General features: G+C 44.8%; 16 protein-coding genes and 2 tRNA genes. 2 read left to right on the forward strand and 16 right to left on the reverse strand.

The window, feature by feature from the left end; genetic code table 11:
• Positions 1 to 54 precede the first annotated feature (54 nt).
• From rpsO to rlmE, 13 genes are all read right to left on the reverse strand, one after another.
• A complete protein-coding gene (rpsO, locus tag K6Y31_RS02765; RefSeq protein WP_233051319.1) occupies positions 55 to 324 on the reverse strand; it encodes a 30S ribosomal protein S15 in 270 nt (89 codons plus the stop codon).
• Positions 325 to 461: 137 nt separating this feature from the next.
• A complete protein-coding gene (truB, locus tag K6Y31_RS02770) occupies positions 462 to 1,400 on the reverse strand; it encodes a tRNA pseudouridine(55) synthase TruB (protein WP_233051320.1) in 939 nt (312 codons plus the stop codon).
• Complete coding sequence (rbfA, locus tag K6Y31_RS02775; protein WP_233051321.1) at positions 1,400 to 1,795, reverse strand: 30S ribosome-binding factor RbfA; 396 nt, start codon at positions 1,793 to 1,795, stop codon at positions 1,400 to 1,402. Before rbfA ends, truB begins: the two co-directional genes overlap by 1 nt.
• Positions 1,796 to 1,887: 92 nt before the next feature.
• Positions 1,888 to 4,551, reverse strand: a complete 2,664-nt coding sequence (gene infB / locus K6Y31_RS02780; protein WP_233051322.1) for a translation initiation factor IF-2 — start codon at positions 4,549 to 4,551, stop codon at positions 1,888 to 1,890.
• 26 nt (positions 4,552 to 4,577) lie between these two features.
• On the reverse strand, positions 4,578 to 6,074 hold the full coding sequence (gene nusA / locus K6Y31_RS02785; protein ID WP_233051323.1) for a transcription termination factor NusA: 1,497 nt from the start codon (positions 6,072 to 6,074) through the stop codon (positions 4,578 to 4,580).
• Between the two features lie 14 nt (positions 6,075 to 6,088).
• On the reverse strand, positions 6,089 to 6,547 hold the full coding sequence (gene rimP / locus K6Y31_RS02790) for a ribosome maturation factor RimP (protein WP_233051324.1): 459 nt from the start codon (positions 6,545 to 6,547) through the stop codon (positions 6,089 to 6,091).
• 192 nt (positions 6,548 to 6,739) lie between these two features.
• Positions 6,740 to 6,816 (reverse strand) — tRNA-Met (locus K6Y31_RS02795).
• Positions 6,817 to 6,892: 76 nt separating this feature from the next.
• A tRNA-Leu gene (locus K6Y31_RS02800) sits at positions 6,893 to 6,979 on the reverse strand.
• Positions 6,980 to 6,985: 6 nt separating this feature from the next.
• Positions 6,986 to 7,333 carry a preprotein translocase subunit SecG gene (gene secG / locus K6Y31_RS02805; RefSeq protein WP_233051325.1) on the reverse strand — a complete coding sequence of 116 codons (348 nt, stop codon included), beginning with the start codon at positions 7,331 to 7,333 and terminating at the stop codon, positions 6,986 to 6,988.
• A gap of 188 nt (positions 7,334 to 7,521) precedes the next feature.
• The gene (gene glmM / locus K6Y31_RS02810) at positions 7,522 to 8,865 is read right to left on the reverse strand and encodes a phosphoglucosamine mutase (protein WP_251080743.1); all 1,344 of its coding nucleotides are present in this window, start codon (positions 8,863 to 8,865) and stop codon (positions 7,522 to 7,524) included.
• A gap of 41 nt (positions 8,866 to 8,906) precedes the next feature.
• Positions 8,907 to 9,734 carry a dihydropteroate synthase gene (folP, locus tag K6Y31_RS02815; RefSeq protein WP_233051326.1) on the reverse strand — a complete coding sequence of 276 codons (828 nt, stop codon included), beginning with the start codon at positions 9,732 to 9,734 and terminating at the stop codon, positions 8,907 to 8,909.
• Between the two features lie 95 nt (positions 9,735 to 9,829).
• Complete coding sequence (gene ftsH, locus K6Y31_RS02820; protein WP_282560141.1) at positions 9,830 to 11,824, reverse strand: ATP-dependent zinc metalloprotease FtsH; 1,995 nt, start codon at positions 11,822 to 11,824, stop codon at positions 9,830 to 9,832.
• Between the two features lie 42 nt (positions 11,825 to 11,866).
• On the reverse strand, positions 11,867 to 12,496 hold the full coding sequence (gene rlmE / locus K6Y31_RS02825; RefSeq protein WP_233051328.1) for a 23S rRNA (uridine(2552)-2'-O)-methyltransferase RlmE: 630 nt from the start codon (positions 12,494 to 12,496) through the stop codon (positions 11,867 to 11,869).
• Positions 12,497 to 12,585: 89 nt separating this feature from the next.
• Between rlmE and yhbY the strand changes: the two genes are divergently transcribed.
• The gene (yhbY, locus tag K6Y31_RS02830) at positions 12,586 to 12,882 is read left to right on the forward strand and encodes a ribosome assembly RNA-binding protein YhbY (protein ID WP_233051329.1); all 297 of its coding nucleotides are present in this window, start codon (positions 12,586 to 12,588) and stop codon (positions 12,880 to 12,882) included.
• 57 nt (positions 12,883 to 12,939) lie between these two features.
• Here yhbY and greA read toward each other — a convergent pair whose 3' ends face one another.
• The 3 genes from greA to carA all read right to left on the reverse strand — a co-directional run bounded on the left by greA (position 12,940) and on the right by carA (position 17,966).
• A complete protein-coding gene (gene greA, locus K6Y31_RS02835; protein ID WP_232803531.1) occupies positions 12,940 to 13,416 on the reverse strand; it encodes a transcription elongation factor GreA in 477 nt (158 codons plus the stop codon).
• A 159-nt stretch (positions 13,417 to 13,575) separates the two neighbouring features.
• Positions 13,576 to 16,800 (reverse strand): carbamoyl-phosphate synthase large subunit, encoded by a 3,225-nt coding sequence (gene carB, locus K6Y31_RS02840; protein WP_233051330.1) that lies wholly within the window; start codon positions 16,798 to 16,800, stop codon positions 13,576 to 13,578.
• A 20-nt stretch (positions 16,801 to 16,820) separates the two neighbouring features.
• Complete coding sequence (gene carA / locus K6Y31_RS02845) at positions 16,821 to 17,966, reverse strand: glutamine-hydrolyzing carbamoyl-phosphate synthase small subunit (protein ID WP_233051331.1); 1,146 nt, start codon at positions 17,964 to 17,966, stop codon at positions 16,821 to 16,823.
• A 912-nt stretch (positions 17,967 to 18,878) separates the two neighbouring features.
• Here carA and K6Y31_RS02850 point away from each other — a divergent pair.
• Complete coding sequence (locus K6Y31_RS02850; RefSeq protein WP_282560142.1) at positions 18,879 to 20,345, forward strand: lytic polysaccharide monooxygenase; 1,467 nt, start codon at positions 18,879 to 18,881, stop codon at positions 20,343 to 20,345.
• The last annotated feature ends 28 nt before the right edge of the window (positions 20,346 to 20,373 follow it).

Here is a 20,373-nt window from a genome sequence, read left to right on the forward strand (position 1 = left end):
GATAAGATCAAAAAAAGGAGCCATGTGGCTCCTTTTTCCAGATATGAGTCGAAATTAACGACGCAGACCTAATTTAGCGATAAGTGCAGTGTAACGCTCTGCATTTTTACGCTTTAGGTAATCTAGAAGCTTACGACGTTGGCTAACCATACGTAGTAGACCACGACGGCTGTGGTGATCGTGGATATGCGTTTTGAAGTGACCTTGTAAGTGGTTGATCTGTGTGGTTAACAGTGCAACTTGTACTTCTGGTGAACCAGTGTCGCCTTCTTTAGTCGCGTATTCTGCAACGATTGTTGCTTTAGCTTCTGCACTTAGTGACATAACTACTCCAATAATATTGAGATTTAAAATTAATTGCAGCCAATCACTAATTCAGCTGCAAAATGAGTCGCGGATTTTACCTGCCACCCTCGCTAAACACAAGGATAAAGACAAAATAAATCCACAGTGGTTAACCCTTAATAATTAACCATACGTTTCGGGCCAACTAGGCCGTCATCGTTGATTTCACCGACGCCGATAAACAAACGTTCAGGGCCCACGGTCATACGCACTAAACCCGAGGTCGGTGCACCAGAAACTTGCACTGGCTGGCCATGTTTGACGTATTCAGCAACCACTTCCGGCATGTTCACTTCCGGTAAATCTTCAACCGCGGTATCTAATGGCAGTAATAATGGATCAAGTACATCACTTGGCAACGTGTCGCTGTCACGAGCTTGTTCCAAAATACATTCCAATTGCTCTAGAGTAAGCATACGCTCGTAAGGGTATTTACTCACTTGGGTGCGGCGTAACTGGATCACGTGTGCCCCACAACCAAGTAACTCGCCTAAGTCATCAACAATAGTACGGATGTAGGTACCTTTACTGCTATGCACTTCAAGCTCAAGTTCATCACCTTCAAAGCGTAATAATTTCAGCTCATACACGGTAATAGGGCGCGCTTCACGAGGCACTTCAATGCCTTCACGGGCATACTTATACAAAGGCTGACCTTGGTACTTCAACGCAGAGTACATGGAAGGAATTTGCATAATGTCGCCGCGGAAGGTATCAAGGGCATCAATCAATTGTGCATGGGTAAACGTAATCGGCTTTTCACTGACCACTTCACCATCTGAATCACTGGTAGTGGTTCGTACACCTAGCTTAGCTGTAACCACATAGCGCTTATCAGAATCAAGTAAGTATTGAGAAAACTTGGTGGCTTCACCTAAACAGATGGGTAGCATGCCTGTTGCAAGTGGATCAAGGGCACCGGTGTGCCCTGCTTTTGCGGCATAGTAAATACGTTTTACTTTTTGTAACGCATCATTGGATGAAATACCAGTCGGCTTATCTAACAATAAAACGCCATTTACATTACGGCCCTTTGCCTTGCCTCGTCTACCCATTACTCTTCCTCGTCGCGACCTGAATCTTTTTGTTTTTGCTTATCTTTATTAATCGCTTCACTGACTAAACCAGATAAACGCAGACCTTCCACAAGTGAATTGTCATAGACAAATTTAATTTCAGGTACGATACGTAAACGCAGCGCTTTACCGACTAACATACGTACGTAGCCAGAAGCTTCGCTGAGGCCTTTCATCGACTCTTCAACGCTGTCATTTTCTAAATTAAATAGAGTGACGTACACCGAGGCGTAAGCTAAGTCACGGCTTACTTCAACACTGGATACGGTTACCATTCCGATACGTGGGTCTTTTACATCGCGTTGTAAAATACCTGCAATTTCTTTTTGAATTTGCTGCGCCACTCGTTGTGAACGGCTGAATTCTTTTGCCATTTTATTTCTCTCTACTGGCCGATAAAATTAAACGACCTATGTTAAGAAGGGGGCTTATAGCCCCCTTCATATAACCTGTTATAGCAGGCTATTTATAAGGAGCGTTTAACTTCAACAGTTTCAAATACTTCGATTTGGTCGCCTACGCGAACATCGTTGTAGTTCTTCACGCCGATACCACATTCCATGCCGTTACGCACTTCTTGTACGTCATCTTTAAAGCGACGTAGTGATTCTAGCTCACCTTCGTAAATAACCACGTTTTCACGTAGTACACGAATTGGCGCGCTGCGCTTCACGATACCTTCAGTCACCATACAACCTGCGATTGCACCAATCTTAGGTGATTTAAATACATCACGCACCTGCGCAAGACCAATGATTTCTTGCTTGAACTCTGGCGCTAATAAACCAGACATCGCCGCTTTAACTTCATCAATCAGGTCGTAGATAACGCTGTAGTAATGTAAATCAACGCTTTCAGACTGGATTAAACGACGCGCTGTTGCATCCGCACGTACGTTAAAGCCTAAGATAATACCGTTTGATGCAGCAGCTAGTGATGCGTCTGTTTCAGTAATACCACCCACACCACGGCCGATAATATTTACTTTAACTTCTTCAGTAGACAGTTTGCTCAACGAATCTGAAATCGCTTCCAATGAACCTTGTACGTCGGCTTTTAGTACCACGTTAAGCTCAGAAATCTCACCAGCTTCCATGTTAGTAAACATGTTTTCAAGTTTCGCTTTCTGTTGACGAGCCAATTTCACGTCGCGGAATTTACCTTGACGGTAAAGCGCAACTTCACGTGCTTTCTTCTCATCTTTAACAACAGTCGCTTCATCACCGGCACTTGGCACACCAGAAAGACCTAAAATCTCAACTGGAATAGAAGGACCTGCTACTTCAATTTCAACGCCGTTTTCATCGCGCATCGCACGAACGCGGCCGTATTCAAGACCACATAGCACGATATCGCCGCGCTTCAGTTCACCTTGCTGTACTAATACAGAAGCCACTGGACCACGACCTTTATCTAGGCGCGATTCAATCACCACACCTGACGCAGGACCAACAGGAGAAGCTTGTAAATCAAGTACTTCAGCTTGAAGCAAAATAGTTTCGAGTAACTGATCAATACCAGTACCGGCTTTCGCTGATACGTGTACGAACATGTTATCGCCACCCCATTCTTCTGAGATAACTTCATGTTGTGATAGTTCAGTTTTAACGCGATCTGGGTCTGCCGCTTCTTTATCCATTTTGTTCACAGCAACAATCAAAGGTACGCCAGCGGCTTTCGCATGCTGAATCGCTTCGATAGTTTGTGGCATTACGCCATCGTCTGCTGCAACAACCAAGATAACGATATCCGTTGCTTTCGCACCACGTGAACGCATAGCGGTAAACGCGGCGTGACCAGGTGTGTCTAGGAAAGTGATCATGCCACCTTCGGTATCAACGTGGTATGCACCGATATGTTGAGTAATACCGCCGGCTTCGCCTTCAGCAACGGTAGCACGACGAATGTAATCAAGTAGTGATGTTTTACCGTGGTCAACGTGACCCATGATAGTTACAACAGGCGCACGAGGAGCTAGCTCTAGGTTGCCTTGTGCTTCTGCCATTACTTGTTCTTCAAGTTCGTTTTCTTTAGTAAGAATAACTTTATGACCCATTTCTTCAGCCACTAGTGCCGCTGTTTCCTGGTCAATCACTTGGTTGATAGTCGCCATGGCGCCCATCTTCATCATCGCTTTGATAACTTCAACGCCTTTGACAGCCATTTTGTTAGCAAGCTCTGCCACACTGATAGTTTCACCAATTTTCACATCACGCTCAACTGGCGCGGCTGGCTTTTGGAAACCGTGTTGCATTGAAGATGGTGCTAGCGGTTGGCGCTTACCACGCTTACCTTTGGCATTACGATGAGGAGTCGGCTCATCTTTACGCGGTTTTTTCTTACGACGACGGCCTTGACCTTCGGCTTGAGAATCCACTTTATCTTCTGCTGCTCGTGCTGCTAGAGAGGTTGTCACATGGTGATCGGCTTGTTCTTCATCACGCTTGCGTTTCGCTTCTTCTTCTTCCCAACGCTTCGCATTTACTTCAGCTAGTTTCTTCGCTTCTTGAGCCAAAGCTTCCGCTTCTTGCTCTGCTTTCAATAAAGCCGCTTGTTCTGCTTTTTTCAACAGCTCCGCTTCTTCTTTCGCTTTTGCTTGTTGCTCTGGGGTCATAGATTCCGCTTTTGATTTTACTTTTGGCGCTTCCGCTTTCTTCACTGGCGCTTTTTCAACCGGTTTCGGTTTCGCTTTTGCTTCTGCTTCAGCCTTTGCTTTAGCTGCTTCCGCTGCTTTAGCTTTCGCCTCTGCTTCTGCTTTAGCCGCGGCTTCCGCCTGTGCTTTAGCTTCTTCTGCTAAGCGTGCTTCTTCTGCTAAACGCGCCTCTTCATCTGCTGCACTGCGCTTAACGTAGGTACGCTTTTTACGTACTTCTACTTGTACCGCTTTTTGCTTACCACCCGTGCTAGGCACGTTTAAAGTGGTTTTCGTTTTACGCTGCAGCGTCATGCGGCTTGGTTCGGCTTTACCACCATGTTGCTTTGATAAGTGATTAAGTAACGTTTGTTTTTCATCTTCTGTTACTTTATCACTGGTTGTTTTTTTGATGCCCGCATCAGCAAACTGTTGAACTAAACGATCAACCGGCGTACTAATTTCGTTGGCAAGGGTTTCAATACTTACTTCTGCCATTGGTATTATTTCCTCCGCTGACCTAATTATGCTTCATCGCTAAACCAACAAATATTGCGGGCTGCCATAATTAGCTCACCTGCTTTTTGCTCATCTAACCCATCTATTTCACTGATATCATCGACGCCTTGCTCAGCTAAATCTTCAAGAGTCACAACACCCTTGCTCGCTAATACATAAGCTAAATGTTCATCTAAACCTTCAAGGGCAAGCAGATCAGCAGCTGGCTCGGCACCTTCTAGGTTTTCTTCATCAGCAAGTGCTTTAGTCGTTAATACACCTTTTGCGCGCTCACGAAGTTGTTCAACGATTTCTTCAGTTAAACCGTCAATCTCCATCAGCTCATTAACGGGTACGTAAGCAATTTCTTCTAACGTACTAAAGCCTTCTTCGGCAAGCAAGGTTGCAAAGTCATCATCAATGTCTAAGCTGTTTACAAATAAAGTAATCACTTTATCCGCTTCAGCTTGATGTTTCTCTTGCAGATCCGCTACCGTCATTACGTTTAGCTCCCAACCAGTTAGTTGTGAGGCTAATCGTACATTTTGACCATTACGGCCAATGGCTTGTGCTAAGTTGTCGGCTTCTACAGCAATGTCCATGCTGTGAGAGTCTTCATCGACAACAATAGAAGCCACTTCAGCAGGCGCCATCGCGTTAATAACAAACTGTGCTGGGTTATCATCCCATAGCACGATATCGATACGCTCACCACCTAGCTCACTGGTCACCGCTTGTACACGTGCGCCACGCATACCAACACAAGCACCGATAGGGTCGATACGCTTGTCATTGGTTTTCACCGCAATCTTAGCGCGTGAACCTGGATCGCGAGCGGCGCCTTTAATTTCGATCATCTCTTCGCCAATTTCTGGCACTTCCAAACGGAATAATTCGATCAACATTTCAGGGCGGCTACGGCTGACAAATAATTGTGCTCCGCGTGCTTCAGGACGAACTGAAAACAATAAACCACGAACGCGGTCGCCTGGGCGGAAGTTTTCACGCGGTAACATTTCATCACGTAAAATAACGGCTTCAGCATTGTTACCCAAGTCCATTACTAAGGTTTCGCGGCTGATTTTTTTCACCACACCCGTGATTAACTCACCTTCTTGTTCTTGGTATTGCTCTACTACCATCGAACGCTCAGCTTCACGTACTTTTTGTACAATCACTTGTTTCGCGGTTTGAGTGGTAATACGGTCAAACTTTACCGATTCAATTTGGTCTTCAACATAATCGCCCACTTGTACTTCTGGGTTTTCATATTCAGCCGCTTCAAAGGTTATTTCGCTGTATGGATGCTCAACGCCTACGTCAGGCGCAACCACTAACCAACGACGGAAAGTTTCAAACTCACCCGTTTTACGGTCAATTTCAACGCGAACTTCAATTTCGCCTTCGTACTTCTTCTTGGTTGCAGTTGCCAGCGCACTTTCTAGCGCCTGAAAAATCTTCTCACGAGGAACAGCTTTTTCATTGGATACGGCATCTACGACTAGTAAGATTTCTTTATTCATTCCTGATCGCCCCGTTAGTCAAATTTAGGAACTATATTAGCTTTTTGAATGTTACTTATCGCAAAGCTCTCTTCACGCCCTTCTACTTCAAGAGTAATCAGGTCATTTTCAGCTGCTTTGATAACACCTTTCCATTTTCTACGATTCGTAATCGGCATGCGCAGTTGCAGTTTTACTTCTTCACCAATAAATTGCTGATAGTGTTCCACTTTAAATAGTGGTCTTTCCATACCAGCAGAGGAAACCTCTAAGGTATATTCAGATGAGATAGGATCTTCCACATCTAAAATCGCACTTACTTGGTGACTCACTTGTGCGCAGTTTTCCACGAAAATGCCATTTTCATGATCAATATAAACTCGCAACACCGAATTTTTACCTGCATTGTGGAACTCAATGCCGAGCAACTCGAAACCTAGGTCAGTCACGCTTGGCTCTAACATTTCAGTCAATTTTTGTTCAAGACCAGCCAATTACGCCTCCTTCAGAAACAAAAAAAGGGCTTTATAGCCCATGTATTTAGTCGTTTTAAACGACCAGATAATAAAAAACCCCGTAAACGGGGCTTTAAAACTTTCCAGTGATTTAAGCTTGGCTTAAAACTATTGCTTTAAGTAAACGAAACGTTTTACTTAAAGCAACCTCTCGAAGAGAGATTTGAAAGTTGGTTGCGGGGGCCGGATTTGAACCGACGACCTTCGGGTTATGAGCCCGACGAGCTACCAGACTGCTCCACCCCGCGCCCGAAAACTGGCGAGATTATAGCGCTGTAAATCGCACTATGCAATCAATTGTCTGAAAATTGATTGTTTAAAACTTGGTGCCGAGGGAGGGACTTGAACCCTCACGTCCTAACGGACACCAGCCCCTCAAGCTGGCGTGTCTACCAATTCCACCACCACGGCATTTTTTTACTGAGGTACGTCGCTGCTAGATTCACTATTGGCAACAGGTACATCTGAAGCAGGGTTAACTACTTCTTCGGCTGCTGGAGCTGATAAATCACTCCACTCATCCGCTTTTTTAGTATGGCTTGTAGACAAGTTGCCTAGAGCAAGACTTAACACAAAAAACACCGTTGCTAAAACGGCAGTAGTACGTGTTAAAAAGTTGCCAGAGCCAGAGGCACCGAAAACCGTTTGAGACGAACCTGAGCCGAAAGACGCGCCCATATCTGCGCCTTTGCCATGCTGAATTAAAACTAATCCAACTAAAGCCAAGGACACTAAAAGATATATAACCAGTAATATCTCAAACATTTTCCATACCTATTAATTTGCTTTGCATATAGTCATGAGGGACAACCCTCATCAGAAGCGGCGCTGATAGTAACTAACCTAGTAAAAAATGACAAGGACTTAATGCGAGATTTCGAGACAAAAATGGCGACCGCTTAAATAAGCAGCGCCATAACAGAATATTTGCACAGTAAAGGTTAAATAATCACCTAAGTGTCTGCACAAGCTAATTTAACTTGCTCTACGATAGACTGCGCATAATCGTTGACCGTTTCAAGATGCTCGCCTTCAACCATTACTCGGATCAAAGGCTCGGTGCCCGACTTGCGCAGTAGCACGCGACCTCGCTCACCTAACTCTGCTTCAATTCGACTGACTTCAGCTTGCACACCTTGTGCTAACAGTGGATTATTTTCACCCGAAAAGCGCACATTCAATAGCACTTGTGGAAACATTTGCAAGCCACGACGCGTATCATGCAAACTTAAATCATGACTGCGCATTGCCGCCAACACTTGCAATGAAGCGACAATGCCATCACCCGTTGACACATGATCGGCAAAAATAATATGCCCTGAATTTTCGCCGCCTAAGTGCCAGCCTTTTTGCTTCATTTTTTCCATCACGTATCGGTCGCCAACATCTGCGCGCACAAATGGAATACCTAAGGTTTGAAAAGCTATCTCAAGGCCGACATTGGACATTTTAGTGCCCACCACACCACCTTTAAGGCGACCACGACGAAGCTCATCGCGGGCAACAATATAAAGGATCTCGTCACCATCAACGACATAGCCGGTGTGGTCAACCATCATCACGCGGTCGCCATCACCATCATATGCAATACCAACATCAGCTGACTCGTCTAATACGCGCTGCGCTAATGCGCGCGTATCAGTCGCCCCCACTTTCTCATTAATGTTGAGACCATCAGGCTGACAGCCCATTTCAATAACCTCAGCTCCCAACTCACGTAATACGTTAGGTGCAATGTGATAAGTGGCACCATGGGCACAGTCCACCACAATTTTTAAGCCACGTAAGTTATATTTAGTTGGGAAGGTGCTTTTACAAAACTCAATGTAGCGCCCTGCGGCGTCAGCAATGCGCTTAGCTTTGCCTAACATAGCTGAGTCAACACAACTGATTGGCTTTTCGAGTTCTTCTTCAATGGCCAATTCAATCTCGTCCGCTAATTTAGTACCATCAGCCGAAAAAAACTTAATACCATTATCATAATAAGGATTGTGAGATGCGCTAATCACTATCCCCGCTTCAGCGCGAAATGTACGCGTTAAATAAGCCACCGCAGGCGTTGGCATCGGGCCTAATAATGAAGCACTTAACCCTGCTGCAGATAGCCCTGCTTCAAGTGCCGATTCCAACATATATCCCGAAATGCGGGTATCTTTGCCAATAAGTACCGTCCTGGTACCTTGTTTAGCCAGCACCTTTCCTGCTGCCCAACCAAGTTTCAATGCAAAGTCAGGTGTTATTGGATACTCACCTACTTTGCCTCGAATTCCGTCAGTGCCAAAATATTTTCTTGTCATTATTGTCTGACCTTAGCTTAGATTTAAACCTGTTAAATAAATTAACTTTCAATGGTTTTTTTTAATACCTTCAGAACATCTGAAGTTTCTTGAACGTCATGCACCCGAACAATATTTGCACCTTGCTGAGCACACAACAACACGCCGGCTAAACTGGCGGCTAAACGTTGTTCAACCGTTCTACCAAGCCAGTCACCAAACATAGATTTACGCGATAAGCCGGTTAGCAGCGGATAACCTAACTCAGAAAACTGCTTTAATCGCTGTAATAATTGATAATTATGGTCCAAAGTTTTACCAAAACCAAAACCTGGATCCAATATAATTTGGGACTTGTCGATCCCCGCTTCACGACAAGCCGAAATGCGCTGCATAAAAAAGCGAGTGATGTCTTTCGCCACATCCTCATAACTTGGTGAAACCTGCATTGAGCGCGGCGCACCTTGCATATGCATTAAGCAAACCGGCACCTTGCACTGCGCCGCTACTTCAAGAGCACCTTCTTCCTGCAACGCACAAACATCATTAATTAAATGGGCGCCAGCTGCAACTGCCTCTTTCATTACCTGAGCTTTGCTGGTGTCGATAGAAATCCACACATCAAGATCGTTGGCAATCTTTTCAATCACTGGGATAGTACGAGACAGCTCTTCATCAAGGGAGACCGGCTCTGCACCAGGACGTGTCGACTCGCCGCCAATATCGATAATGGCCGCGCCCTGCTGTACCATCTGGCTAGCTTGGTTAATAGCATGTTCAAAGAATTGGAATTGTCCACCATCAGAAAAAGAGTCTGGGGTAACATTGAGTATCCCCATAACTTGCGGCGTCGATAAATCTAACGTTCTATTACCACTGATGAGCTGCATGTATATCCTACCTTTTACCTAACATGGCATAGTTAAACGCCAGAAAACAAAAAACCCGAGCTAACTCGGGTTTTTATCTTTAATTAACGAGGCTATTACAACAATGATGATTTATCGTTGTCGTCTTTTTTGCCCAGCTGAACACTGTCAGACTTGGCTGAATCAGAGTCAACCTCTTCTGATTTTACCTCATCAGCACTATCTTTGGACTCAGCCGCTTCGCCTTTCGCACTTGGCTCAGCGGCAGGCTTTGCATGACCTTCCTCGGTCCACTCGGCTGGGGCGCGAACTTCACGACGTTCCATTAAGTCATCAATTTGTTTTGCGTCTATGGTTTCATATTTCATCAGCGCATCTTTCATCGCATGTAATATGTCCATATTATCTTCCAAGATTTGACGAGCGCGATCGTAGTTACGATCAATCAGCATCCGAATTTCTTGGTCAATCAAGCGCGCCGTATCATCAGACATATGCTTCACTTTCGCAGCACTGCGACCTAAAAATACTTCGCCTTCTTCTTCAGCGTATAGCAATGGCCCCATCTTTTCTGACAGACCCCATTGCGTAACCATTTTACGCGCTAAATCAGTGGCACGCTCAATGTCGTTTGACGCACCTGTCGATACCTTATCAACACCATAGATAACCTCTTCCGCTAAGCGGCCGCCGTAAAGACTCGAGATCATACTTTCAAGATGTTGTTTGTTGTAACTCACGCGATCTTGTTCTGGCAAGTACATGGTCACACCTAAGGCACGGCCTCGTGGAATGATACTCACCTTGTAAACAGGATCATGCTCAGGTACCAAGCGACCAACAATAGCATGACCAGCTTCATGGTATGCTGTTGACTCTTTGTCGTGCTCAGTCATTACCATTGATTTGCGCTCTGCGCCCATCATGATTTTGTCTTTGGCTTTTTCAAACTCTTCCATGGTTACCGTACGACGGTTACCGCGAGCAGCAAACAATGCAGCCTCGTTAACTAAGTTAGCCAGATCTGCACCAGAGAAGCCAGGTGTACCACGTGCAATTACCGCGGCATTAACATCCCCTTCAAGCGGCACTTTACGCATGTGCACTTTAAGAATTTGTTCACGGCCACGTACATCCGGTAAACCAACGACCACTTGGCGGTCAAAACGACCTGGACGCAGCAAGGCTGGGTCTAACACATCTGGACGGTTAGTCGCAGCGATAACAATAATGCCTTCGTTACCTTCAAAACCATCCATCTCAACCAGCATTTGGTTCAAGGTTTGCTCACGCTCGTCGTGACCACCACCTAAACCAGCGCCACGTTGGCGGCCTACTGCATCGATCTCATCGATAAAGATGATACAAGGAGCCGATTTCTTTGCTTGGTCAAACATGTCACGCACACGAGATGCACCGACACCGACAAACATTTCAACAAAGTCAGAGCCCGAGATAGTAAAGAAAGGCACTTTAGCTTCACCAGCAATCGCTTTAGCTAATAGGGTTTTACCCGTACCCGGAGGACCGACCAATAAAATACCCGTTGGAATTTTACCGCCCAGTTTTTGGAAACGACTGGGGTCTTTAAGGTAATCAACTAGCTCTGCAACGTCTTCTTTGGCTTCATCACAACCAGCAACATCAGCAAACGTTGTTTTAATTTGGTCTTCGCCCATTAAGCGCGCTTTGCTCTTACCGAACGACATGGCACCTTTACCGCCGCCGCCTTGCATTTGGCGCATAAAGAACACCCATACGCCAATCAATAGCAGCATAGGGAACCAAGAAATAAAAATAGAGGTTAACAAGCTAGGCTCTTCTGGCGGCTCGCCCAATACTTTTACATTGTTATTAATTAAATCATTGAGTAAATCTGGATCACGCGTCGGCATGTACGTGACAAAACGTTCTCTATTTGACTTTGTACCATTAATTTCTTGACCATTGATCCGGACTTCTTGAATCTGTCCCTGACTCACTTCTTTTACGAAGGTGGTGTAGTCCATTTGTTTACCGCCGGCTTCGCCGGGGCTAAAACTTTGGAACACCGACATCAATACAACGGCGATCACTAACCACAAGATTAGGTTTTTAGCCATATCGCTCAAGGTGCTACCTCTTCTTTAACAATTAAATACATACCAAGATTACTACAGTTTGAAACCAGTAGCCACAATATAGACTTCTCTTGAGCGCGCTCGCGAAGAGTCTGGTTTTCTCGTTTTAACAACATTAAATGCTGTGCGGACAGATTTGATAAAGTCATCATATCCTTCGCCCATAAATACCTTTACGACGAAACTGCCATTTTTGGCCAAAACTTGATGACACATATCCAGTGCTAGCTCGACCAAGTACATGGCTCGGGGCTGATCAACTTGGCTGGTGCCACTCATGTTGGGCGCCATATCTGACAACACAACATTTACTTTTTTATCTCCGATCCGCTCAAGCAGGGCATTAAGCACCACTTCTTCGCGAAAGTCACCTTGTAAAAAGTCGACCCCCGCAATGGCATCCATCGGTAAAATGTCACAAGCAATCACTTGTCCTGTATCACCGACTATTTCAGCACAACGGTGGGACCAGCTACCGGGAGCGGCCCCTAAGTCGACCACACTCATGCCAGCTTTAATAATTTTATCTTTATTGTTTATTTCATCTAGCTTGAATACCGCTCGAGAGCGTAAGCCTAAGCGATTCGCTTCTTGCACATAATGATCGTTAACGTGCTCATCTAACCACCTTTTTGAACTGGCAGACTTAGTACTTTTTGCCATTGTTCATTCCTCATTGAGCAGTTATTAGTATTAGCACAAAGATGGAGGTACAATAAGCGCAATTCAACCCTTATTTAAAAGAAATCTCCATGAATTTAACAAAAAAGCAAAAACAATACTTAAAAGGCTTAGCCCATTCGTTAAAACCTGTTGTATTACTCGGCCAAAACGGTTTGACTGAGGGTGTGATTGCTGAAATTGACAACAGCCTTAATATTCATGAACTAATCAAGGTTAAAGTGGCCACCGATGACCGCGATACAAAACGCCTAATCATTGATGCTATCGTCAGAGAAACAAACGCGGCAGAAGTGACAACTATCGGCCATACATTAGTTCTTTATCGTCCGACCGAAGACAAAAAAATCGTCTTACCAAAGAAATAAACCAGCTATAAAAAAAGGAGCACTCGCTCCTTTTTACTTTTTTACAACCCGGCTTTTTTATACGTATTGCACTTCAAGTATTTCAAATTCAACTTCACCGCCAGGTGTTTTAATTACGGCAACATCATCGACAGACTTAGCAATTAGGCCGCGCGCGATCGGTGAGTTAACAGAAATCTGGTTTTTCTTAATATCAGCTTCATCATCCCCCACAATGCGATACGTCACTTCAGCATCGGTTTCAGTATTAAGGATGGTCACCGTTGAGCCAAAAATCACTTTGCCATGGTTTGGGATTTTAGTCACATCGATGATCTGAGCATTAGACAACTTGCCTTCAATTTCTTGAATTCGACCTTCACAAAAACCTTGCTCTTCACGAGCAGCATGATATTCGGCATTTTCTTTTAAATCACCATGTTCACGCGCTTCAGCAATCGCCTCAATAATAGCAGGGCGTTTTACTGTTTTTAACTGCTCCAATTCTTCACGAAGTAGTGCTGCACCGTGAGCAGTCATAGGGAATTGGTTCATACTTAACAACCTATTTAGTAATTAGAAATGGAACTGCAAGCCCAACAAGTCAAGCTGAGTAATAATCGGCGCATTGTAATATGAAATTAACAAACTTGCACCTGCGGCCAATAAAAAAGGCCGCCTAAGCGACCTTTTCAACAATAAGTTTCAGTTAACTTATCGCGTTAGTACACGCTGGTGTAGCTCTTGCAGCGATGTCACTTTCTCACGGTTATCAGCCGAGTGACCATGACAAGTAGCAAACGCGCCATTAATTGTCGTGGTGTAGTTCACTTTTTCGCGCAGTGCCGCGCGACGTAACTGCTTAGAGTCTTCAATTGCTTGACGACCTTCAGTGGTGTTTACAATATAAGTGTACTCACCATTTTTGATGCGGTCCAAAATATGCGGACGGCCTTCTGACACCTTGTTAACTAAACGAGGGTTAATACCCGCTTCGCCTAATACTACAGCAGTGCCATGAGTCGCATCAATTTCATAACCCAGTTCAATCAGCTCAGCCGCTAGTTTAGCAACCTTCTTCTTGTCCGAGTCACGAACCGACAATAATGCGCGGCCAGACTTAGGCACGTCTTTAATTGCACCTAGTTCCGCTTTAGCATAGGCTTCGGCAAACGTATCACCCACACCCATTACTTCACCTGTTGAGCGCATTTCTGGGCCTAAGATAGGATCCACACCTGGGAACTTGTTGAACGGCAATACCACTTCTTTAACCGAGAAGTAAGGTGGAATCACTTCTTCAGTGAAACCTTGCTCGACCAAGCTTTGACCCGCCATTACGCGTGCCGCCACTTTAGCCAATGGCACGCCTGTGGCTTTAGACACAAACGGCACCGTACGAGCTGCACGTGGGTTGACCTCGATTAAGTAAACTTCGTTATCTTTCACCGCGAACTGAATATTCATTAAGCCAACTACGCCTAATTCAAATGCTAGCTTGCGCGCTTGTTCGCGCATCACATCTTGAATTTCAGCACTTAACGAGTAAGGCGGTAATGAACACGCAGAATCACCTGAGTGAACGCCTGCTTGCTCGATGTGCTCCATGATGCCGCCGATAACAAAGTTTTCGCCGTCACAAATCGCATCCACATCCACTTCAATCGCATCGTCTAAGAAACGGTCTAGTAGTACTGGAGATTCGTTGGAAACAGACACCGCTTCATTAAAGTAACGACGTAAGTCTTGCTCATCGTATACGATTTCCATCGCACGACCGCCAAGCACATAAGAAGGACGCACCACTAATGGGTAAGTGATTTTCTCAGCGCAAGCCACTGCCGATTCAACCGTGGTTACTGTCGCATTTTCTGGCTGTTTCAGACCTAAACGCTCAACGGCTTGCTGGAAACGCTCACGATCTTCTGCGCGGTCAATCGCGTCAGGAGAAGTACCAATAATAGGTACGCCAGCCGCTTCAAGGGCTCGTGCTAATTTAAGTGGCGTTTGACCACCGTATTGCACGATAACGCCTTTTGGCTTCTCTAAACGGACAATTTCTAATACGTCTTCAAGGGTAATAGATTCAAAGTATAAGCGATCTGATGTGTCATAATCCGTTGAAACTGTCTCAGGGTTACAGTTAACCATAATGGTTTCATAACCATCTTCACGAGCGGCAAGCGCGGCGTGAACACAACAGTAATCAAATTCAATACCTTGGCCAATACGGTTAGGACCGCCGCCAATCACCATGATCTTGTCATTGTCTGTTGGCTGGGCTTCACACTCTTCATCATAAGTAGAGTACATGTAAGCCGTGCTAGTTGAGAACTCAGCAGCACAAGTATCAACACGCTTATAAACCGGATGAATGTCAAACTTATCACGCAGCTTACGCACTTCGGCTTCAGACACGCCTAAAATTGTCGCTAAACGCGCATCCGCAAAACCTTTACGCTTAAGGGCATATAAACGCTCTGCATCAAGCGCCGCAAAGCCATCTTCAGCTAAACGTTGCTCCTCTTTAACCAAGTCTTCAATTTGCACTAAGAACCAAAGATCAATCTTAGTTAAATCGAATACATCTTGAGAGGTTAAACCTAAACGGAAAGCATCACCGATGTACCAAATACGCTCAGCACCAGCGTCTTGCAGCTCATGCTTCACTTTAGCCAACGCGTTAGGGTCTTGCAGGTCAACCACAGAATCAAAGCCGGTTGCGCCTACTTCAAGGCCGCGGAGTGCTTTTTGCATTGACTCTTGTTGGTTGCGGCCAATAGCCATTACTTCACCAACCGACTTCATTTGCGTTGTTAGACGATCGTTTGAGCCCGCAAACTTTTCAAAGTTAAAGCGAGGGATCTTAGTCACAACATAATCGATAGCTGGCTCAAATGATGCTGGCGTTGCGCCACCTGTAATATCATTTTGTAGTTCATCAAGGGTAAAGCCAACCGCTAGCTTAGCCGCGATCTTCGCAATCGGGAAACCCGTAGCTTTCGATGCTAATGCTGAAGAACGTGATACCCGTGGGTTCATCTCGATGATAACCATACGGCCATCTTCAGGATTAATACCAAACTGTACGTTTGAACCACCTGTTTCAACACCAATTTCTCGTAATACCGCCACTGACGCATTACGCATCAATTGGTATTCTTTATCGGTTAGGGTTTGCGCAGGAGCAACGGTGATCGAGTCACCGGTGTGGATCCCCATTGGATCGAAGTTTTCGATAGAACAAACGATGATACAGTTGTCGTTCTTGTCGCGAACCACTTCCATTTCATATTCTTTCCAACCAATCAAAGATTCGTCGATAAGCAGTTCGTTAGTTGGTGATAAATCTAAGCCGCCGCTACAGATATCATCAAATTCTTCTTTGTTGTAAGCAATACCGCCACCTGAGCCACCCATGGTGAAAGATGGACGAATAATACAAGGAAAGCCAACCTCAGCCAGTACGCCGTAAGCTTCTTCCATTGAGTGAGCAATACCGGCACGTGGACATTCTAGGCCAATGCTTTTCATTGCTTTGTCGAAACGACTACGGTCTTCTGCTTTATCAATCGCGTCAGCTGTTGCGCCAATCATCTCAACATTGAATTTTTTAAGTACGCCTTTACTTTCAAGCTCAAGGGCACAGTTCAATGCCGTTTGACCGCCCATGGTCGGCAGGATGGCATCAGGGCGTTCTTTTTCAATAATTTTAGCAACCACTTCCCAGTGAATTGGCTCGATATAAGTAGCATCAGCCATTTCAGGATCGGTCATGATAGTAGCAGGGTTAGAGTTAACTAAGATTACACGGTAACCTTCTTCTCTTAACGCCTTACACGCTTGCGCACCTGAATAGTCGAATTCACAAGCCTGGCCGATCACGATTGGACCAGCACCTATTATAAGTATACTTTTTATATCAGTACGTTTTGGCATCTGACTCTTTACCCTTTCAGTTACGCTTTATATTTTTCGATAAGTTCAATGAAATGATCAAACAATGGTGCCGCATCATGTGGGCCTGGGCTTGCTTCAGGGTGACCTTGGAAGCTAAACGCTGGCTTATCGGTGCGGTGAATACCTTGTAAAGAACCATCAAACAATGAGTTGTGAGTTGCACGCAAGTTATTTGGTAATGCGGCTTCTTCCACAGCAAAACCGTGGTTTTGACTGGTGATCATCACAACATTACGATCTTGGTCTTTTACTGGGTGGTTAGCACCGTGATGGCCAAATTTCATTTTTATTGTTTTTGCGCCACTGGCTAGAGCCAATAATTGGTGACCTAAACAGATACCAAATACCGGAATCTCAGTGGTTAAAATTTCTTTAATTGCTTCAATGGCGTAAGTACATGGCTCAGGGTCACCAGGGCCATTTGATAAGAACACGCCATCAGGGTTCATTGCTAATACATCTTTGGCTGGCGTTTGCGCAGGCACAACAGTAAGACGACAACCGCGGTCAACAAGCATACGCAAAATGTTGCGTTTGGCGCCAAAGTCATATGCAACCACATGGAAACGGCTATCAGTCGCATCAGCTGGTAAACCAGCGGTTAGCGTCCAGCTACCTTGTTTCCACTCATGCACCGAGTCGCAAGTCACTTCTTTTGCTAAATCCATGCCTTTTAGGCCAGGAAACGCTTTCGCTTCAGCCAGAGCTTTCGCCTCGTCAAGACTTTCGCCCGCCATGATACAGCCCGCTTGCGCGCCTTTTTCACGTAAAATACGGGTTAGTTTACGCGTATCAATATCAGCAATACCAACGACACCACGCTTGCTTAAGTATTCACTTAAAGAAGCTTGGTTACGGAAGTTACTTGCTAATAAAGGTAAGTCGCGGATGACTAGGCCACATGCGTGTATTTGTGAGGATTCTTCATCTTCATCATTAGTACCAGTGTTACCAATGTGAGGGTAAGTCAAAGTGACGATTTGACGGGCATAAGAAGGATCGGTAAGGATCTCTTGATAACCTGTCATCGAAGTATTAAAAACAACTTCACCCACTGAGCTACCTGCGGCGCCGATAGACACGCCCTTAAATACTGTCCCATCTTCTAGGACCAGTATGGCGGAATTACTCAAGATGACCTCCATAAAAAGCAATAATAACAATAAAAAACAAAAACTTACTCAAAGACAGCAATGCAAAAACCCACATTTGCGTGTCAGTGATAAAATTTGGCAAATTGCGCGCATTTTACAGATTAATGGCCTTCATGGCTAATGAAATTTAAGCTTATTTATAGAAATTCAATTCGTCATCAAAGAATAGATTATTACTCTAAAAAACTAGCATATATCAACACAATAATAGGAACAAAACCCTTTGCCTACCTGCAACAACTGCCGTAGGCATAAATAAAACTTCTTTAGGTGTGCATTTTTATGCAAAAACTAACCACTGAAAAAACAGTAAAAGTTTAAATTATTACGCTTAGGGGCAAATTTTCATGCAAAACCGTTATTTTCAGCAATAAAATCACATCAATTCAGCCCTTTTATCACCACTTAATATAATTAGCAGGCACAAAAAAAGGCGCCTAAGCACCTTTCTATTTGATCGCCGCTAACGTAAACAACGGGATATTAAGAAAACATATTTATCAGGGTTAACGACAACGGGAGAGTTGGAATACCCAGTGCCAAGATAAAACCTAAAAAATGCTTAATATTGTAGACTTCTTTAAAATTGCCGTTGCTCACTGCGCGCTCTCCGTGTTTTTTTGATCTAAATCAATTTTCACGCAGTTTACCTAAAAATTACGCCAAGCAAAATAGTTGAATCATAAAAAATAACGGCCATTTTTCTCTGGTATTACGATAGATGTCGACCTATCGCGCAAAAAACACACATAATTGAAACAAACTGTTTACAGGTAAGCCATAAATATCGAAAATATCCTTTCGGTTTATTTAGCCAATAAGCCGAGGCTAAGGTTAGCCACCCTAGCCTGATGGTATTTATAAATAACCTTTCTCAATTTACCGTAACTAAAGGATATAGTTATGAAATTTAACAAAGGGATGCTAAGTGCATCTATTATTGCTGCCCTTGGCGCAATACTAACCCCTTCAACTGTACTTGCTCACGGCAGTATGGAAAAGCCTTTAAGCCGCGTTTATAACTGTGCTCAAGGCGATATCGAAAATCTACAAGACGAAGCCTGTTTAGCCGCATCTAAAGTAAGTGGCAAGTCTACTTTTTATGATTGGAGCGGCATCGCTCAAGGCGGCGCTAACAGCGATCATTTAGCGGTAGTGCCTGATGGCAAGCTGTGTAGTGGCGGTAACAGCTACTATGACGGTCTTGATCTGGTCCGTAATGATTGGTCTGCAACGCCAATCCATGCCGACGAAAATGGCAATTACGAATTTATCTTTAACGCAGAACCAGCCCCACACCGTACCAAAGATTGGATCTTCTACGTCACCAAGCCAGGTTACAATCCATTGGAGCCTTTAAAATGGACTGATCTTGAAGAGTTTTGTCGTTTAGGCGGAGAAGTTCCATTAGAAGCTGACAAACGCTACAAGATGACCTGTCCTCTACCAGATCGCGATGGTAAGCACGTTATTTATAATGTTTGGCAACGTGCTGATAGTCCTGAAGCTTTCTATACTTGTGTCGACGTAGACTTTGTTCAACCTATTTTAGGTTGGGAAAATGCAGGCCATCTGATTGCGAATACCGAACTTGTTGCTGGCGACTATGTTGTTTTCCGTCTATTTGATGAAAACTTTAGTGATGCGGAAACGATTCGTCTCGACATTACTGCAGCCAATACAGCGCCAGAGCAATGGGCTTATGATTTAGCTCTTGCGATTAATGCCCAATCTCAGCTCGCTAAAGTTGGGGTAGCAGACGCTAACGGTAATATCGCGCCAGTAAAAGACGCAACAACTAATAGCGTTTACACCACTGAAGGTCGCAGCCTTACTTTCAAAATTGATAAGAAAAAAGGTGGCGAGCCAACTGCAAAAGCATGGGAATCAGCTCTCAGCTATGAAAAAGGCGCACTGGTTGGCCATAATGGCAAAAACTGGCGAGCTAAGTGGTGGAACCAAGGCCAAGAGCCTGGCACCGCACAATGGGGTCCTTGGGAAGAAGTGGTAACGACCACACCAACGCCAGTACCAACGGCTGAGCCAACGCCAGTACCGACTGCCGAGCCAACGCCAGTACCGACTGCCGAGCCAACGCCAGTACCGACTGCTGAGCCAACGCCAGTACCAACTGCTGAGCCAACGCCAGTACCAACTGCTGAGCCAACGCCAGTACCGACTGCTGAGCCAACACCAGTACCGACTGCTGAGCCAACGCCAGTACCGGGTATTCCAGCTTGGGATGCAGATAAAGTTTACACCGGCAAAATGCAAGTAAGCCATAAAGGCGCAACGTATGAAGCTAAGTGGTGGACCCGAGGTGATGAGCCTGGCACAGGCGGCCAATGGGGCGTTTGGAAAAAGCTATAATTAGCCCAAACTAAACCAATACCATAAG

It is taken from the genome of Motilimonas cestriensis (assembly GCF_021295315.1).
Classification (GTDB): Bacteria; Pseudomonadota; Gammaproteobacteria; order Enterobacterales; family CBDFNC01; genus Motilimonas; species Motilimonas cestriensis.

What these genes read in the sequence shown, in the direction of transcription:
- rpsO (WP_233051319.1), bottom strand. Translation starts at nt 324, where the DNA reads ATGTCACTAAGTGCAGAAGCTAAAGCAACAATCGTTGCAGAATACGCG.
- secG (WP_233051325.1), bottom strand. Translation starts at nt 7,333, where the DNA reads ATGTTTGAGATATTACTGGTTATATATCTTTTAGTGTCCTTGGCTTTA.
- glmM (WP_251080743.1), bottom strand. Translation starts at nt 8,865, where the DNA reads ATGACAAGAAAATATTTTGGCACTGACGGAATTCGAGGCAAAGTAGGT.
- yhbY (WP_233051329.1), top strand. Translation starts at nt 12,586, where the DNA reads ATGAATTTAACAAAAAAGCAAAAACAATACTTAAAAGGCTTAGCCCAT.
- K6Y31_RS02850 (WP_282560142.1), top strand. Translation starts at nt 18,879, where the DNA reads ATGAAATTTAACAAAGGGATGCTAAGTGCATCTATTATTGCTGCCCTT.
- rlmE (WP_233051328.1), bottom strand. Translation starts at nt 12,496, where the DNA reads ATGGCAAAAAGTACTAAGTCTGCCAGTTCAAAAAGGTGGTTAGATGAG.
- carB (WP_233051330.1), bottom strand. Translation starts at nt 16,800, where the DNA reads ATGCCAAAACGTACTGATATAAAAAGTATACTTATAATAGGTGCTGGT.
- folP (WP_233051326.1), bottom strand. Translation starts at nt 9,734, where the DNA reads ATGCAGCTCATCAGTGGTAATAGAACGTTAGATTTATCGACGCCGCAA.
- carA (WP_233051331.1), bottom strand. Translation starts at nt 17,966, where the DNA reads ATGGAGGTCATCTTGAGTAATTCCGCCATACTGGTCCTAGAAGATGGG.
- truB (WP_233051320.1), bottom strand. Translation starts at nt 1,400, where the DNA reads ATGGGTAGACGAGGCAAGGCAAAGGGCCGTAATGTAAATGGCGTTTTA.
- nusA (WP_233051323.1), bottom strand. Translation starts at nt 6,074, where the DNA reads ATGAATAAAGAAATCTTACTAGTCGTAGATGCCGTATCCAATGAAAAA.
- greA (WP_232803531.1), bottom strand. Translation starts at nt 13,416, where the DNA reads ATGAACCAATTCCCTATGACTGCTCACGGTGCAGCACTACTTCGTGAA.
- infB (WP_233051322.1), bottom strand. Translation starts at nt 4,551, where the DNA reads ATGGCAGAAGTAAGTATTGAAACCCTTGCCAACGAAATTAGTACGCCG.
- rbfA (WP_233051321.1), bottom strand. Translation starts at nt 1,795, where the DNA reads ATGGCAAAAGAATTCAGCCGTTCACAACGAGTGGCGCAGCAAATTCAA.